Source organism: Lentibacillus kapialis (assembly GCF_014646635.1).
Lineage (GTDB): Bacteria > Bacillota > Bacilli > Bacillales > Amphibacillaceae > Lentibacillus > Lentibacillus kapialis.
The window spans coordinates 13,860-30,696 of sequence record NZ_BMNQ01000013.1 but is presented as its reverse complement, the minus strand read 5'-3'; the positions used below and the strand labels follow the sequence as shown (position 1 = coordinate 30,696).

Here is a 16,837-nt window from a genome sequence, read left to right as displayed (position 1 = left end):
ATATTTTATACTTTCTGACGTTACAAAAAAATGCTCCGGAAAGTCTCTTCCCGGAGCAGCCTTTTATCATTAATTAACTCTTGGGTCTGTCAACAGACGTTGAATTTCTTCTTTATGACCCGTTTCATCTGCAATCATGTCTTCGATTTTAACAACGAGTTCAGTAAAGCCCAGCTCCTCAGCTTGGTTTTTGCGCTGTTCATAGCGGCCAATGGTTGCTTTTTCAGCTTCCAATGAGGCCTCCAACAAATCTCTCACTTCGGTCGGCTGTGGAACTTCAGCAGATTCCGTCGTAGGTATACCACCCAGTGATTTAATCTTTTCGGACAAGTACAGTGCATGGCCCATTTCGTCATTAATTTCGTCCTCGAAAAAAGGCTTCAATGCAGAGCGGTATAGTCCGGAGACGACTGATGCGCTATACGTGTATTGGATGGCTGCTGCATACTCGTGAGATAAATCTTCATTCAGTCCATCGATTAAATTTTGTAGATTTTGATCCATAATATATCCCAACCTTTCGTATATGATGAGCACACAGTTACTATTCCCTTCATTATTTTTTTGAAACATACAAACGGGGTGTGTTTTCTAATTTTTTATAACGTCAGAAAGTATAAGTTATGGGTGACCTTAAGAAAAGCTTCGGCATCCGTTATAAGACGAGGCGAATGCCGAGTTTTTCTAATCTGAGTTAGCTGTTATGATAAAGAAAAGTAAGGTAAGATGAAGCCAGGAGGTTCGGAGCGTGTGGTATAAACGGAGTGATGTCATTTTATTTTTAGTAATAGCTTTATTAGTAATGACCGGCATTTGGGTGTTTCGTATAATCAGCGGAAAAGTCCTTTATGTAGATCGGCTGACCCGTGATCTTGTTGAGAAATTGGATAACACCGTTGTGTTCGCATTTTTTCGGTGGGTTACTGAGTTAGGATCGGGTACTTTCTTAACGCCATTTACTATTTTGATGGGGCTCATCTTTTGGTTCTTGTTCAGGGAACGTCTGCAAGCACTTGTGTTTGCCCTGGGTACGTTAAGCAGTTACGGTGTTAACATACTTATCAAACACCTTGTAGAGCGCGAACGTCCTGCTATTTTGGCTGCAGCTGATGCTGAAGGTTTTAGCTTTCCATCCGGGCACGCGATGATTTCAATGGTTTGCTACGGGCTGTTCGCTTACTTTCTTGTCAAAAAACTGTCGTCGTCCCGGCTTGTTTTAATTGCGCAAATCAGTCCGGCGCTCCTGATTTTGTTAATTGGTATCAGCCGTTATGTCATTAACGTTCATTATTTAACCGATGTCCTTGCCGGCTTTATTTTGGGTTTTATCTATCTGATGGGATTGATTTATATCTATGAATGGCTGAAGTCTTCAAAGTGGAAAGCTCCGTCTTAAGGCTGAGATAAAAACATGCTGAGGATGATTATCTCTTTTATCAGTTTCTTGTATAATAAATATAACAGATAAAACCTGAATGGGAGGTAAATGACATGGGCCGAATTATACAGTATGTGCTGGCAATAATTCTTATATCAATTGGTGCTGCAATGGTGCTTGGAAACGTTGGGATTATTGATTTTAATATTGAAAATGCCTGGTTGTACATCTATCCGATGCTCTTCATTATAATTGGCCTCAAGTGGATGACGGATCGTATCAGGCACCGGGGCGGAAGTTGGGTATTTGGTTCGTTTTTCTTCATTTTTGGTTCATTGTTAATGGCTAATCGTTTTGGTATCATCAGCTTTCACTTTGACGATATTTTTAAATTATGGCCGCTATTGATCATTTATGTCGGGTTTTCATTCATTGGCAGAACGAAGGGGTATAAACGGACGTTTAAACATTACAGGGGAAAAAAAGAAGGCGATCTTGGATTTTTTTCAGTAGGCGAATATGAATACAGTCAGCCCAATTGGAAGGTTGAGCCGATGAATTTAAGGAATATGGCGGGGGATTTTTACCTGGACTTTTCAAAAGCGTTTATTCCGGAAGAGAAAATTCCGATTATGATCAATTCTTTGGCAGCTGATGTTCATATCATCATGCCAGGAAATGTTGCGTATCAAATCGAAGCCTTGGTTAAGGCTGGAGATATTGATGTTGCCGGACAGAAAAAAGATGGTATTAACCGGGCAATGACGTATAAAACAGCGGATTATGATACGTCCGTGCAAAAGTTGGATCTATTTATTAAATTGAAGGCCGGCTCAATCAAAGTAGTCGAGGTTTAAGGAGGCGAACGGATTGTGAAAAAACTGAGCAGCATTCGGTATTTGTTCATTCGCTCCCATTTGTATGCGGTTCTTCTAACGACTATTATGTTATTGACCTTTCTGTTAAGTATTTATGTCATAGTGTCACCTGATTGGCTGACAGGAGGAAGCTTGGTTGTATTTATGCTGTTTTATATCCTGTTTGGGATTGCCATATCCTTTTATGCCGGGTTTAAATCGGGCGGTAAAATAAAAGACCGACTTGATAACTTATCTGTTATGATTACACAGTTTGCGAATGGCCATTATGATTACCGGGCTTACTTTAATGAACGCGATGAGATTGCCAGGGTCAGCAGTGAAATGAATGAACTTGGCGAAAAGCTTCAAAATCAGGTGAGGTCCCTCAAACGAATGGCTGATGCGAAAGCTGATTATGCTAATTCAGCTCATAAAGCGGCCGTCATCGAAGAACGGCAGCGTCTTGCCCGTGAATTGCATGATGCTGTGAGCCAGCAACTATTTGCGCTCACCATGATGTCGGAAGCTGCTGTCAGGCAGGTGGACAAACAACCGAAAGCCGCCGGAGCACAAATCAGGGAAGTGGCTGAAACAGCATTAAAGGCGCAAAGTGAGATGCGGGCGCTGCTTCTTCATTTGCGTCCTGTCCATTTATCGGGTGATGGACTGGCCGATGGTATCAAGCGGCTGGTTGGGGAGCTGAAACAAAAAACACAACTCGATTTTACCGTTCAAATTGAAAGTGACCTGGAACTCTCTGAAGCGGTAGAGGAGCACTTGTTTCGGATTGTTCAGGAAGCGCTATCAAATATATTACGTCATGCCGGTGCAAACTCAGTGAAAGTTGAACTTTTTACCCGATCAAATGGGCTCTTTTTGCACATTCGTGATGACGGGCAAGGGTTTGATGCGGAAGAGGACAAAAAACGTAAGACTTCGTATGGTCTTAAAACAATGACGGAACGAACGGAAGAACTGGGAGGGGTATTCAAAGTAAGGTCTATCAGAGGGGAAGGAACATACATAGATATACACATTCCGAGTTATATAAAGGGGGAAGTATGATGATCCGGGTTGTCGTTGTTGATGATCATGAAGTTGTACGAAAAGGAATTGTGGCTTATTTGCAGACTGAGGGCGAAATAGATGTTGTTGGTGAGGCTTCGGGAGGACACGAGGGAACCGAAGTTATTTTAAGTACCAGGCCTGATGTGGTTCTGATGGATTTAATGATGGAAAATGGCAGTGGAATTGATGCGACAGAAAAGGTTATGAAGCAGCTTCCCGCATGTAAAATTATTATTTTGACAAGTTTCTATGATGATGACCAGGTATTTCCCGCATTGGAAAGTGGTGCGTTCAGTTATCTCCTGAAAACAGCCTCCGCTTCTGAAATCACCGATGCCATCAAAAAAGCTGTCAAAGGCGAAAACGTGATTGAGCCAAAGGTTGCCGGGAAAATGATGTCTCGTTTTCGCAGCGAAGAAAAGAAGCCGCATGAAGAATTAACCCAGCGCGAACTTGAAGTACTTCTATGTATCGGTGATGGGCTGACAAACCAGGAAATAAGTGATAAATTGTATATCGGAATAAAAACCGTCAAAACACATGTAAGCAATGCTTTGTCCAAACTGGAGGTCCACGACAGGACACAGGCTGCTGTATATGTTCACAAAAATGCCTTATTAAAAGGCAATAGTTAGCACATGAGAGACTTCCTTTTTGATTATTCGTTTGGATTACCTGTATAATACGGAAGAACATGATATGAGAGGACGTCCATATGGAGAACACAAAAAATGAGACATTGCTTATGATAATATGGGTTCAGTCACTTATTGCCACATTGGGCAGTCTGTTTTTCTCAGAAATTTTGGGCTATGTCCCGTGTGAACTGTGCTGGATACAACGGATTTTTATGTATCCGCTCGTTGTTATCTATGGAGCGGCTCTTTTTAAAAAGGATTCATCCATTGCGCTGCCGGGCATAATTCATAGTGGTATCGGCATGTTTGTCTCGCTATATCATTATTTGGTGCAAAAATTGCCGGCTCTGCAGGAAGCCGGGGGTTCATGTGGAGCTGTTCCCTGTAATACAGAATATGTGAATTACCTTGGTTTTGTCACGATACCATTTTTAGCGGGTATCGCTTTTATCATTATCTTTGTAATGCATATCATGCTGTTTAAAAATCGCGGGAGGAATGAATGAATGAAGAAAAAAATGCTGATTATTGTAGGTTCGATTGTTGTATTATTTGCCGCGCTTTATTTTGTAATTGATTATAAAAATCAACAGGCAACCGGTGATGGTGATAACCCGTACGGTACAGATGACCTGCACCAGGCTACGATCGATCAGCTGGATAATCCCAACTACCAGAATCAGATTTTGCCGGATGAATTGCAAACAAAACTGGACAACGGTGAAGATATGATGGTTTATTACTATGATCCGACATGTCCGCACTGTCAGGAGCTAACCCCGCGGCTTATACCGATTGTGGAAGACATGGGAGTCGATATGAAAAAATTGAATCTGCTGGAATTTGAATCTGCCTGGAGAACATATGGAATTGAGAGTACACCAACACTCGTATACTTTGAAAATGGTGAAGAAGTTGACCGTGTGAACGGGGCACAGTCAGATGACATATTCCGGGCGTTTTTCAATGAGTATGCCACTGACGACTCAGGAAGCAGCGATGAACAAGCAAACTAGGTGCCTTGGACGAAAGTCGTTTTATTAATAACGTCAGAAAGTATAAATGATGGATGACCTTATAAAAAAGCTTCGGCATTCACTATAAGACGAGGCGAATGCCGAGTTTTTCTAAACGCCATATACGCATTAACAGGCATGCTTTCACCTACCATGCGTGTTGAGCACTTAAAAGCTCACTCCTCATTCATCCATATCAACCATGTGATACGTTGTTACAAATGGTCTGTCCAGAAAGTATGCGGGTGGTTTAACGTCACCGCCGTCTTTGTGTGCCTGTTTAAATTGATCTGAGTTCTTCCAGTTTTCAAAATCAGTTTCCGACCTCCACTGTGTCATGACAACATAAGTGTTGCCTTTTTTAGGCCGGAGTAATCGGAACGCTTGAAAACCGGGCATGGATGCCACACTTTGCTGGTTTTGTTTGAATTTGTCTTCAAATGTTGCCATGCCATCATCGGCTACCGGAATATTGTTCATGACAACATAACCGCTTTCGTGTAAAGTACCGCTTTGGGAAACCGTTTCATATTCTTTGCCTGAAGCAAAGATATTTTTTTCCTCATTTTCGTAATAAACTAACGTACTGCCGCTTTCACGCATAAAGTAAAAGTCAATGGTCGTATGTTTTTCCGGTAGCTTTTTCAAAAAGTCGAATGTTCCTTTTGTCATAAACACATTCATTTTCGCAACCCCCTAACAAATTTTGTGTCACTATTTTACCATACCCGCTTTATTTATAGGTTAGTCCTTGTACTTTTAGACAGGTTCTTGCATACAGCTAAAAAATATCAGATTACAATAATTATCAATTAATAGTAAGTACAATTCTTTCGTCATTGCAGAAATTGTCGTATACTGATTTCGAGGTGAATTCACATAAGATGAAAAAGTTAAAATGGCTGTTGCTGTCATTAACTTTCATTCTGGGACTTGCCATTATCGGCTATGTTGTCATTATATTTGGAGGCCGGCTGGTTGCAGATGAGGAAGACATGATTCTTGATGCCACAACGACGATTGAAACAAATGATGGAGTGACCATTGGTAAGTTATATGAAGAAAATAGGATACCTGTTTCGCTTGATAGCATTCCTGAACATGTTCAAAAAGCATTTATAGCTGTGGAGGACAAGCGTTTTTATGAACATTCGGGAGTTGACTTCTTTTCAGTTGCCCGTGCTGTTTATCGGGATATTGTGGCAATGGCAAAGGTGGAAGGTGCCAGCACGATCACCCAGCAGCTCGCGAAAAATTTGTTTCTGACCAATGATAAAACATGGCTGCGCAAAACCAAAGAGGTGATGGCGGCCATTCACTTGGAACGTACCTTAACCAAAAAAGACATTCTGGAATTGTATTTAAACGAAATCTATTTTGGTGAAGGTGTGTACGGTGTTGAAATGGCATCCCGGCACTTTTTTAATAAATCTGCTAAGGCATTATCTTTAACAGAGGGAGCCATGCTGGCAGGGATGGCGAAAGCGCCGAACGGTTATTCTCCAATTGACCATCCTGAAAAAGCGGAGGATCGACGGGATATTGTTTTGCAGGCAATGGAGGGGCTGGGTGTTATTTCAACCGAGCAGCGTCTGAAAGCGCAAAGCAATCCACTTGGACTGGATGTGCAGGAATATAAGCCAAAGCCGTGGGCCGCAAGCTATATCGACCTTGTCATAAAAGAAGCGGCAGATGAATATCAGCTCTCGACAGAAGAATTGCAGCGGGGCGGCTATGATATCGTTGCTAACATCGACCCTGAGATCCAGCAGGCTGCGAGCGAAAAATTTCGGAATGGGTCGTATTTCCCGGGAAATACTGACGAGGCTGAAGGCGCATTCGTGATGCTTGAACAGAATTCGGGAAAAATTGCAGCTGCCATCGGAGGCAGGGATTACAAAATAGGCAATTTGAACCGAGTGACGCTGAATCGACAGCCGGGGTCGACTATGAAACCAATCGCTGTTTATGGACCTGCCATGATGCAGGAGACTTATCAGCCGTATACGTTGATTCCTGATCAAAAAATGGAAATAGACGGCTATACGGCTACGAATTATGATAACCGTTATGCTGGTGCTGTTTCAGTTTATGAAGCACTGGTTAAATCGAAAAATGCGCCGTCTGTATGGCTGTTAAATGAAATAGGCGTTTCTTATGCGAAGGAGTATTTGACTAAATTGGACATGCCGATTGATGATAAGGGATTGGCTATTGCGCTGGGAGGCTTATCAGAAGGTGTGACCCCTTTACAAATGGCACAAAGCTACCGGGCATTTGCACATGGGGGAGAAACAATCGAAGCGCTTGCTATTGACCGGATTATTAATAAGGAAGGTGAAATTATTCATCAGGCAGAAGCGAAAACGACTGAAGTGTTCAGCCCGCAAGTAGCCTGGAACATGACTGAGATATTATCCGGCGTTGTCACAGATGGAACCGGCCAGGCGGGTGCGTATTCACATGCATTGGCCGGCAAAACCGGTTCGACCCAGCACCCGCATGTTGAAGGGGCGGTGAAGGATGCATGGTTTGTCGGATACACACCGGAATATGTCAGTGCAGCCTGGATGGGATACGATACGTCTGATGAAAATCATTACTTGACAGCGGGAAGTGAGATGCCGACTAAGTTGACGAAAGATATTTTAACAGAAATTGATAGCGGAAAAGATCTGGCTGCTTCCTTTACAAAGCCGGACAATGTAGCAGCGTTGCCGAAACCAATTGATTTGCCGGAAGACATTACATTGCATGGCAATTATTCGCTTGGCGGTTTCTCCTTATTTAGTGGTAGTCTCGAATGGACAAAATCTGAAGATGAACGAATTGTTTATCATATTTACCAGGAAAAGGAGGGTATGGACGAACGGATTGGTGAAGTCGAAGGTACTAATGAATATACGGTTAAACGTTTCCAAATTTTCGGCTCATCACGGTATTATGTCGTGCCGTATGATCCGTTGACCAAAATGGAGGGGCAGAAATCAAACACGGTTGAATTATCCAGGTGATGGTCATGCTGACAGTAAGGGTGTGAGTGAGTTCTAATTTAGACAAATTGATGACAATCACCGGTGTTTTCTATACAATGAAACGAAAAATCGCTATAGTTAAAGTTAGGCAATTGTGCTTACGTAATGAAAAAGGGTGAAGTAAGTGACGAATACATTTAATGATACAATCTTAAAAGCATACAACGGAGAAAAGACGGATTATACACCTGCATGGTATATGCGTCAGGCAGGAAGGTCGCAGGAAGAATACCGCAAACTGAAGGAAAAATACTCCTTATTTGAAATTACGCATCAGCCGGAGTTGTGTGCCTATGTGACACGTCTTCCAGTAGAACACTACGGCGTGGATGCTGCTATTTTATATAAGGACATCATGTCACCCTTGCCATCACTTGGTGTAGATGTGGAAATTAAAAAAGGTGTCGGGCCGGTGATTGATAACCCGATCATGAGTGTTCAGGATATAGAACGGCTGGGTATGATTAATCCGGAAGCAGATGTGCCGTATGTACTTGATACAATCCGTCTTTTAACAAAAGAACAGCTGGATGTGCCGTTAATCGGCTTCAGCGGGGCCCCGTTCACATTGGCCAGCTATATGATTGAAGGCGGACCATCCAAAAATTACAGTAAAACCAAAGCATTCATGTACAGTCAGCCGGAAGCTTGGTTTGCCTTGATGGATAAACTGGGGGATATGACAGTTGCTTATGTAAAGGCTCAAATTCAAGCTGGCGCCCTCGCTGTTCAAATTTTTGATTCATGGGTTGGCGCTTTGAATGTTGAAGATTACCGTTATTATATCAAGCCGATCATGAACCGGATTTTCTCAGAACTCCGACCAGAAAATGTGCCATTGATCGTGTTTGGTGTTGGAGCCCGGCATCTACTGCTGGAATGGAATGATTTACCCGTTGATGTCATCGGTCTTGACTGGCGTACCTCTATTTTTGAAGCAAGGCAAATGGGAGTCACAAAGATATTGCAGGGCAATCTTGATCCGACAGTATTGCTTGCAGACTGGGAGATGATTGAGATGAAAACAAAAGCTATTTTGGACGAGAGTATGGAGCAGGGGGGACACGTGTTTAATCTTGGTCACGGTGTAACGCCGGACATAAAACCGGAAACACTTAAAAAATTGACCGAGCTTATTCATACGTATTCCAAGCGATAAATTGAAACTGATGAGGTGTTACAAATGGGAAAGAAAAAATTAGGATTGCTGGTGATGGCATACGGAACGCCTTACAAGGAAGAAGACATTGAACCGTATTACACTGATATTCGCCACGGAAAAAGGCCATCTGAAGAAGCATTGCAGGATTTGAAAGACCGCTATAAAGCAATCGGCGGCATTTCCCCACTTGCAAGAATCACGGAAGAACAGACCAAAGCACTGGAGGAAAAATTGAATGCACAACAGGATGATGTTGAATTTAGAGCCTATATTGGTCTGAAGCACATCCATCCGTTCATTGAAGACGCAGTTCAGAAAATGGCTGATGATGGCATTGAAGAAGCTGTTTCAATTGTGCTGGCACCGCATTATTCCACGTTCAGTGTCAAATCGTATAATAAACGTGCCAACGACACAGCTGCAAAATATGGCATCTCAATTGAGTCTGTTGAAAGCTGGTATAATGAGCCGGGGTTCATCAAATATTGGTCTGATCAAATCACTACCGTTTATGATGACATGTCCGCGGAAGAGCAGAAAAAAGCTGTTCTCGTTGTTTCGGCACACAGTCTCCCGGAAAAAATTTTGCAAGACGGCGATCCATATCCGGATCAGCTGAAAGAAACAGCCCGTCTGATTTCTGAGGCGACCGGTATTAAACATTACGCGATCGGCTGGCAAAGTGAAGGGAATACCCCTGATCCGTGGCTCGGACCGGATGTGCAGGATTTGACACGAGATCTGTATGAACAGAAAGGTTATCGTTCCTTTGTTTACGCGCCGGTGGGCTTTATTGCCGATCATCTGGAAGTATTATATGACAATGACTACGAGTGCAAGGTGGTCTGTGATGAACTTGGGGCAAATTATCATCGCCCGGAAATGCCAAACGCCCATCCACAGTTCATTGCCACACTTGCTGATGTTGTCATGAAAAAAGTGAAGCGTGAAGTACAATGAATAATATGAAAAAGATACTGATAGCAGGCGGGGGCATAACAGGCTTGTCCGCTGCCTACTATTTGCAAAAAGAGATTAACGAAAAAGACTTGCCGTATGAAGTGAAGCTTGTCGAAGCGGGAAACCGGCTTGGTGGTAAAATTAAAACAACCAGACGCAATGGATTTGTTATTGAGCAGGGGCCGGATTCATTTTTGTCGCGTAAACAGCCTGGTATTAAACTAGTGCGGGAACTTGGGTTAAGTGACCAGCTGGTCCGAAATGGTACTGGACAATCCTATGTTCTGGTTCATAACAAATTGCATAAAATACCAAAAGGTTCTTATATGGGGGTGCCTGTCAACGTCCGGCCATTTTTATCATCGGGGATTTTTTCAGCCACGGGAAAACTTCGCGCCGGGATGGATCTGGTGTTGTCGAAAGGGAAAACAGGTGATCAGTCCCTGGGAGGCTTTTTTCGCCGGCGTTTCGGTAATGAGCTGGTTGAGAATTTAATTGAGCCACTTTTGTCAGGAATCTACGCTGGAGACCTTGATGATATGAGCATCATGGCAACATTCCCGAATTTTTATCAGCTTGAACAGAAACATCGCAGTCTGCTCAAAGGCTTGCAGAAAACCATGCCGGATAAAAAAAGTCAAGGAAAATCAACCGGGAAAAAGCAGGGTATGTTTTACTCATTTGAAAATGGAATGGAAACTTTGGTTGAAAGCCTTGAGGAAACACTGGGAGATATCGTGTCACTTGGCGCCGGCATTGACCACGTTGAGAAGAAAGAGCACGGTTACCATGTTTTATTAAGCAATGGCGAGGTTTACAAAGCGGACGCGGTTGTAATGGCAACCCCGCATGATACATTGCCGAAGTTATTCAGCCAGTATGATATTTTCGATGAACTCAGGGATATTCCGGCAACCTCTGTTGCTAATGTCACTATGGCCTTTGATGCATCAGCGATTAAACAGGATATCGACGGAACCGGATTTGTCGTATCGCGCAACAGTGATTTCAGAATCACGGCATGTACCTGGACACATAAGAAATGGCCGAATGCTGCACCAGAAGGCAAGGCACTCGTCCGCTGCTATGTCGGTGGGCGAAGTGATCAGTCTGTTGTTGATTTATCAGATGATGAAATTACTGATATTGTTCAAAACGATTTGAGCAAAACCATGAGTATAACAGCGGAGCCTGAATTCAGTGTTATCAGCCGCTGGAAAAATGCTATGCCGCAGTATGCTGTGGGGCATACTGAGCGGATTGCCAATGTACGGCAAAATATGCAGCAAAAGCTCCCGGGTATTTTTTTAGCCGGCAGTTCGTATGAAGGTGTCGGCATCCCGGACTGTATCAGTCAGGGGGAAAAAGCGGTCGCTGATGTACTGGCATATTTGCGTGGCTAGTTTTGAGATCGGCATCAAACTGTATGTTTGGTGCCGATTTTTGTTTATAAGGTCAGAAAGTATAAATTATGGGTGACCTTATAAGAAACGCTCCGGCATTCGCTATAAGGCGAGGCGAATGCCGAGTTTTCTAAGTGGTTGGTGTAAGGACGTGATCTGAACATATGAGCGTATATGGGCAGAAGAACACGGACATTAGCAGAAGCGCCCGGACATCAGCAGAAGCGCCCGGACATCAGCAGAAGCGCGGAAACATCAGCAGAAGCGCCCGGACATCAGCAGAAGAGCGGGAAACATCAGCAGAAGCGCCCGGACATCAGCAGAAGAACACGAACATCGGCAGAAGCGCCCGGACATCAGCAGAAGAACACGAACATCAGCAGAAGAACGCAGACAACTCGGTTTAAAAATTCTAATATCAGCAGTCGAAATCAGTACAAAAAATAATCGATTATATGCTTATAGATTGCTTTTTTCAGTAAGAATCCGGCATTTTTTTGGAGCTTTGATGAAATGGAAATATAGAATTTTGCGGGAAATCATTAATCCTCGGGGAATAGTATTTTCTGGCACTATTTTTACCAGAGAATTGGAGCCCCATATTAGTTAAAATGGTTCGTGCCGTTCGAGGTGAGTTTATCTGTAATAGTTCCCGGCATTCTTTATTTGTGATTGTAGTCCCATGAAGGAGAAAATGGTCCAATATAATTTGTTCATGAGCATTAAAGGATGCAGCACAACAGTTTGGACATTGCCATTTTTTATATAATCGCTTCATAGGATGCTGAGAGCATTTTTCACATGTGATTCCTTTTATCAGATGCTCATTCGTCAAAGGATGCTCTTGCAATATGTTAGCTTTTAGCGGGATATCTTCGTGCAATAAAGTTTGGCACAATTTTTTCAAACGAGGATTTGTAAGCATCTCATTCGTATACTTAGCGTTTAATTGATCTAAACGCTGGTGCAGACTTTCGTTGTGAATGATTTTATTATAAACATCCGGATCTTTTGTTACATTTTCAATAATGGTTGAGGGATAAGCGATGACAACAAGGGTTTCAATCGGAATACTAAAAATACCATGACGCTCCAGCCAGGATGTTAGATGTGTTTTTTGTGCTTCTGCCTGCAAAATTGGATCCTTGAAGGAGTTTACCTCTCCATTGATTTCCTGAGTTAATTGCTGCTGTCTTGAATCATATTTAAATATTCCTTGTTTATTTTTTACTTCAAGAATACAAAAAAATCTATTTGTAAGAATAAGCGTGTCAATTTGAAAGTGAAATGGAGGATTTACTAATCGGATGCCTTGAAAAACGAAAAAATCCTTATGTGGGTACGTAGAAAGTTTGTAGTCAACATTCCGTTCGCCATCATAACCTGCTTTTTCCCGTTTATAAGCAATAATTGACTCTTTTCGTAGGTATTCTTTTATAATTCTCCGAAACAATGCTTCATAACTTAATAATGCATGTGACTTTTTTCGGTATTTGATAATAGTCGCGGTCAAATTTGAATCACTCCTTTTTGTTATTAGCTATATATTCTACAAAAGTTTGTCATTTCCTGCAAAAAGATAGTGGAATTTTTGCTAAACGTGAAGGATTTATAATTTAGGAAAAACATCGGCAGAAGCGCGGGGAACATCAGCAGAAACGCGGGGAACATCAGCAGAAGCGCCCGAACATCGGCAGAAGCGCCCGGACATCAGCAGAAGAGCGGGAAACATCAGCAGAAGCGCCCGAACATCAGCAGAAGAGCGGAAACATCGGCAGAAGAACACGAACATCGGCAGAAGAACACGAATATCGGCAGAAGCGCCCGGACATCGGCAGAAGAACACGAACATCGGCGGAAGCGCCCGGACATCAGCAGAAGCGCGGAAACATCGGCAGAAGAACACGAACATCGGCGGAAGCGCCCGGACATCAGCAGAAGCGCGGAAACATCGGCAGAAGAACACGAACATCGGCAGAAGCGCCGAACATCAGCAGAAGAGCAGGAAACATCAGCAGAAGCGCGGAAACATCGGCAGAAGAACACGAACATCAGCAGAAGCGCCCGAACATCGGCAGAAGATCTGGATTATCAGCAAATAAAAGTGCTCCGACCCGAAATCGGAGCACAGAACTTAAATATCAATCATAACTTTTTTCCAATTCATCGACGAGTTCGCCAACGTAGGCAACTGCTTCTTGGATAGCATCGGGCTGTGACATATCGATACCCGCTTTTTTGGCCAGGTCAAGGGGTTTCATCGTTCCACCAGCCTTCAATACAGATAGCCAGCGGTCGACAGCGGGCTGTCCTTCTTTACGGATCATTCCGGCTACAGCAGTTGAAATCGTCAGCCCTGCTGAGTAGGTATATGGATATAAGCCCATATAATAATGCGGCTGGCGCATCCACATCAGACCGGCGCCGTCATCAACTGCCACAGCATCTCCCCAGAAGTGTTGAATGGCTTCCTTTTTCTGTTCGGATAATACGGTTGCTGTCAGCGGTGTTCCTTCTTCAGCCAGGGAGTAAACCCGGCGCTGGAATTCACCTTCCAGTAGATGGGTCACGAAATTATGATAATAGGTTTCAAGCAGTGAACTGATGACCCAGCGTTTCATTCGCTTGTCGTCGGTATTGGCCATCATATGATCAGCAAGCAGCAATTCGTTCAAAGTTGATGGTGCCTCGACGAAATAAGTGGACGGACTGGTGTTTACAAGTGCCCGATTTTTTCCGGCAAGATAAAAATGCCCGGCATGGCCAAGTTCATGTGCCAGGATAAAGGCTCCCCGCATCGTGTTAGTCCATGTTATTAAAATGTACGGATGAACCCCATAGGGCGATGCACAAAATGCTCCGCTTTGTTTACCGATATTGTCCGCACGATCAACCCAGCGATTGCGAATGGCTTCCTGTATGATGTCGCTGTATTCCGGTCCCATAATCTGAAGCGCTTCACGGATCGTATCTGCTGCTTTTTCGTACGTTGTTTCCGGATCAAACTCCGGATCAAGCGGTGCTTTTAAATCGGCATAGCGCATTTCCTCCAGCCCCAGTTTTTCCTTTTTCAACCTTGCATACCGGCGCATATGCGGTGCTAATTCCTCTTGGATGACACCGAGTTGATTATGATACATTTCTTTGGTTACTTGCTGTGAGTGGAGCAGCATATCGGTCACCGAATCATAGGTGCGCAGGCGGGACATGGTAACCTGTTTTGTCACTTCGGTAGCATATGTCGCCGCATACGTATTCTTGTACTGATCAAGTGTTTTAATGAATGAATCATACGCATTCCTGCGTGTCTCCGTATCAGGGGCTAATTCATAGCTGTCTTCAAAAAGAGCTGCTGACATTGGCAGCTTATTGCCATCACTGTCGTTTATGGGATCAAACTGCATATCAGAGGATTTGCTCCGTTCATAGATCATGAATGGTGCACTATGTACGTCATCAAGTGCTGCAAGCGTTTCTTCAATTTCAGGTGCCAGTGTGAACGGTTTATCATCCAGGACGTCATCTAGCATTTTTCGGTATGTTTCAAGCTCTGGTTCCTCATTTATGAATTCTTCAATCACATCATCCGTTAATTGCAGCAGTTCATTTTTGACAAATGATAATTTCGCACCGATTGCGGCCAGGACAGATGATACTTTGGCGGAATCTGCCTGGTTTTGCGGGTCAGTCCCATCGGCACTCGATTTCAGATTGGCGTATGTTGCAATATGGATCAGGCGTTTTTCAAAATGACTCTTTGCTTTTAGTCCATTAAGCAGATTTTTGGCGCTTGTTGCCAAGTTCCCTTTATATTGGGTGACATCACTGACGTTTGCCTGAACTGCCCTCAATTCATGTTCCCAATCTTCATGGGAAGCAAATAGATCAGTTAAGTCCCATGTCTGTTCTTCAGGTACTTCAGATCGCGTCAGGCGTTTCGTTTGGGTGGTCATAACAATACTCCCTTCCAGGTTATTTCGATTCTCCAATAAATTATAAATTAAAAATCAGCGAAATAACATCGTTTTCGGCATTTCTATGAAAAAAATCACGGGATAAGTTCCCATGTTATAGTGAATACTTAATTAAGATTAAAAAAATCAGCATTCGCCTCACCTTATAGCGTGTGCTGAAGCTTATCTTATAAGGTCATCCATAATTCGTACTGTCTGATGTTACAAAAAAATACAACTGTATTAAAACAGCTGTATCAATGGAGCGGCACTGTATGGTACGGTAAAATAAAGTGAGTTATTGTACAGCATCATCCAGTGAAACCATTCCACTGAATGATATTAGACGTTCTATCTCGCAGGGTGATCACATTCGTCGCAAAGATTGCCGTAGCAGTCGGCTTTTTCATACATCTCATGACCGCAGTTGCGGCACTTTTTACGCGGCAGATTCCTGAAAAACTCAATAACGTTCATCATGTTAAACATCCCCTTTTGAGTTGGTAAACTTATTGTATTATAACAGTATGCATTATGTCAATGCTGTGTTACAACAAATTTTAAATTTGAGGTGATTTTTTTATGGAATTAACAATTGTAGGCTATTGGGGCGGGTATCCTGCGCCGGATGGGGCAACGTCAGCATATATGCTTGAACAGGATGATTTTACGTTATTAATTGATGTCGGCAGCGGTTCATTATCCAAACTGCAAAAAACAAAACATGTCATGGATTTGGATGCAGTTATCCTGTCCCATTATCATCATGATCATATTGGTGATATCGGTGTTTTGCAACATGCATGGCTTATCCAGTCCTATATTCACCAGAGCAATGAAATTCTGCCGATATATGCGCATGCGGAAGATGAAGAAGGTTTTAAGTCACTAACACATAAAAATACAGAAGGCATTGCATATGACCCGTCCCAGACATTGGAAGTGGGTCCGTTTTCCATCACATTTTTAAAAACGGATCACCCTGTGGCTTGTTTCGGCATGCGGATCACCAATGGGGATACGACATTGGTCTATACCGCTGATACCGCTTTTAAGGAAGAATGGTATGAATTTGCCCAAGATGCCGATTTTCTGATCACGGACTGCAATTTTTATGAAGATCAGGATGGCGCATCTGCAGGACATATGACAAGTAAAGAGGGGGCCTTGATCGCTCAAAAAGCTAATGTGGGAAAGCTGATTCTCAGCCATCTGCCGCAATACCGTGACAACAATGATCTGGTTAAAGAAGCAAAACAATATTTTAACGGAAGTATTGAAATAGCAGCTGAAGGCCTGGTGTGGGAAAAGTCTTAACTTTTGCCTGAAACCGATATTTTTATTAGACTAAATAGCAGGACTTT

At 43.0% G+C, this 16,837-nt stretch carries 18 protein-coding genes; 12 read left to right on the top strand and 6 right to left on the bottom strand.

What is annotated here, in order from left to right; translation table 11 throughout:
• Window positions 1-69 precede the first annotated feature (69 nt).
• Entirely contained in the window at window positions 70-504 is a 435-nt protein-coding gene (locus IEW67_RS06930; RefSeq protein WP_188632333.1) for a ferritin-like domain-containing protein, read from the bottom strand.
• A gap of 244 nt (window positions 505-748) precedes the next feature.
• On the opposite strand from IEW67_RS06930, the gene IEW67_RS06925 reads away from it, so the two are divergent.
• The 6 genes from IEW67_RS06925 to IEW67_RS06900 all read left to right on the top strand — a co-directional run bounded on the left by IEW67_RS06925 (window position 749) and on the right by IEW67_RS06900 (window position 4,960).
• Window positions 749-1,396: a phosphatase PAP2 family protein gene (locus tag IEW67_RS06925; RefSeq protein ID WP_188632332.1), complete on the top strand. Its 648-nt coding sequence runs from the start codon at window positions 749-751 to the stop codon at window positions 1,394-1,396.
• Window positions 1,397-1,491: 95 nt separating this feature from the next.
• Complete coding sequence (gene liaF, locus IEW67_RS06920; RefSeq protein WP_188632331.1) at window positions 1,492-2,235, top strand: cell wall-active antibiotics response protein LiaF; 744 nt, start codon at window positions 1,492-1,494, stop codon at window positions 2,233-2,235.
• 15 nt (window positions 2,236-2,250) lie between these two features.
• Window positions 2,251-3,303, top strand: coding sequence for a sensor histidine kinase (locus tag IEW67_RS06915; protein ID WP_308430718.1), 1,053 nt, complete (start codon window positions 2,251-2,253; stop codon window positions 3,301-3,303).
• Complete coding sequence (locus IEW67_RS06910) at window positions 3,303-3,941, top strand: response regulator (protein WP_188632357.1); 639 nt, start codon at window positions 3,303-3,305, stop codon at window positions 3,939-3,941. The genes IEW67_RS06915 and IEW67_RS06910 overlap by 1 nt, the downstream gene beginning before the upstream one ends.
• 80 nt (window positions 3,942-4,021) lie before the next feature.
• Window positions 4,022-4,450, top strand: coding sequence for a disulfide oxidoreductase (locus IEW67_RS06905; RefSeq protein WP_188632330.1), 429 nt, complete (start codon window positions 4,022-4,024; stop codon window positions 4,448-4,450).
• Complete coding sequence (locus tag IEW67_RS06900; RefSeq protein WP_188632329.1) at window positions 4,451-4,960, top strand: thioredoxin family protein; 510 nt, start codon at window positions 4,451-4,453, stop codon at window positions 4,958-4,960.
• Window positions 4,961-5,143: 183 nt separating this feature from the next.
• Here the strand turns inward: IEW67_RS06900 and IEW67_RS06895 are convergent, their stop codons facing one another.
• Window positions 5,144-5,644, bottom strand: coding sequence for an antibiotic biosynthesis monooxygenase family protein (locus IEW67_RS06895; RefSeq protein WP_188632328.1), 501 nt, complete (start codon window positions 5,642-5,644; stop codon window positions 5,144-5,146).
• A 200-nt stretch (window positions 5,645-5,844) separates the two neighbouring features.
• On the opposite strand from IEW67_RS06895, the gene IEW67_RS06890 reads away from it, so the two are divergent.
• From IEW67_RS06890 to IEW67_RS06870, 5 genes are all read left to right on the top strand, one after another.
• Complete coding sequence (locus tag IEW67_RS06890) at window positions 5,845-7,974, top strand: transglycosylase domain-containing protein (protein WP_188632327.1); 2,130 nt, start codon at window positions 5,845-5,847, stop codon at window positions 7,972-7,974.
• 145 nt (window positions 7,975-8,119) lie between these two features.
• A complete protein-coding gene (gene hemE, locus IEW67_RS06885; RefSeq protein ID WP_188632326.1) occupies window positions 8,120-9,154 on the top strand; it encodes a uroporphyrinogen decarboxylase in 1,035 nt (344 codons plus the stop codon).
• A 24-nt stretch (window positions 9,155-9,178) separates the two neighbouring features.
• Complete coding sequence (hemH, locus tag IEW67_RS06880; protein WP_188632325.1) at window positions 9,179-10,117, top strand: ferrochelatase; 939 nt, start codon at window positions 9,179-9,181, stop codon at window positions 10,115-10,117.
• Entirely contained in the window at window positions 10,114-11,520 is a 1,407-nt protein-coding gene (gene hemY, locus IEW67_RS06875) for a protoporphyrinogen oxidase (RefSeq protein ID WP_188632324.1), read from the top strand. The genes hemH and hemY overlap by 4 nt, the downstream gene beginning before the upstream one ends.
• A gap of 164 nt (window positions 11,521-11,684) precedes the next feature.
• Window positions 11,685-11,927 (top strand): hypothetical protein, encoded by a 243-nt coding sequence (locus IEW67_RS06870; RefSeq protein WP_188632323.1) that lies wholly within the window; start codon window positions 11,685-11,687, stop codon window positions 11,925-11,927.
• A 68-nt stretch (window positions 11,928-11,995) separates the two neighbouring features.
• Here IEW67_RS06870 and IEW67_RS06865 read toward each other — a convergent pair whose 3' ends face one another.
• The 4 genes from IEW67_RS06865 to yhfH all read right to left on the bottom strand — a co-directional run bounded on the left by IEW67_RS06865 (window position 11,996) and on the right by yhfH (window position 15,953).
• Window positions 11,996-12,973 carry a nuclease-related domain-containing protein gene (locus tag IEW67_RS06865; protein ID WP_229671692.1) on the bottom strand — a complete coding sequence of 326 codons (978 nt, stop codon included), beginning with the start codon at window positions 12,971-12,973 and terminating at the stop codon, window positions 11,996-11,998.
• A gap of 156 nt (window positions 12,974-13,129) precedes the next feature.
• A complete protein-coding gene (locus IEW67_RS06860) occupies window positions 13,130-13,492 on the bottom strand; it encodes a hypothetical protein (RefSeq protein ID WP_188632321.1) in 363 nt (120 codons plus the stop codon).
• A gap of 169 nt (window positions 13,493-13,661) precedes the next feature.
• A complete protein-coding gene (gene pepF, locus IEW67_RS06855) occupies window positions 13,662-15,473 on the bottom strand; it encodes an oligoendopeptidase F (protein ID WP_188632320.1) in 1,812 nt (603 codons plus the stop codon).
• Window positions 15,474-15,824: 351 nt separating this feature from the next.
• A complete protein-coding gene (gene yhfH, locus IEW67_RS06850; RefSeq protein ID WP_188632319.1) occupies window positions 15,825-15,953 on the bottom strand; it encodes a protein YhfH in 129 nt (42 codons plus the stop codon).
• Between the two features lie 102 nt (window positions 15,954-16,055).
• Between yhfH and IEW67_RS06845 the strand changes: the two genes are divergently transcribed.
• Window positions 16,056-16,790, top strand: a complete 735-nt coding sequence (locus IEW67_RS06845; protein WP_188632318.1) for an MBL fold metallo-hydrolase — start codon at window positions 16,056-16,058, stop codon at window positions 16,788-16,790.
• The last annotated feature ends 47 nt before the right edge of the window (window positions 16,791-16,837 follow it).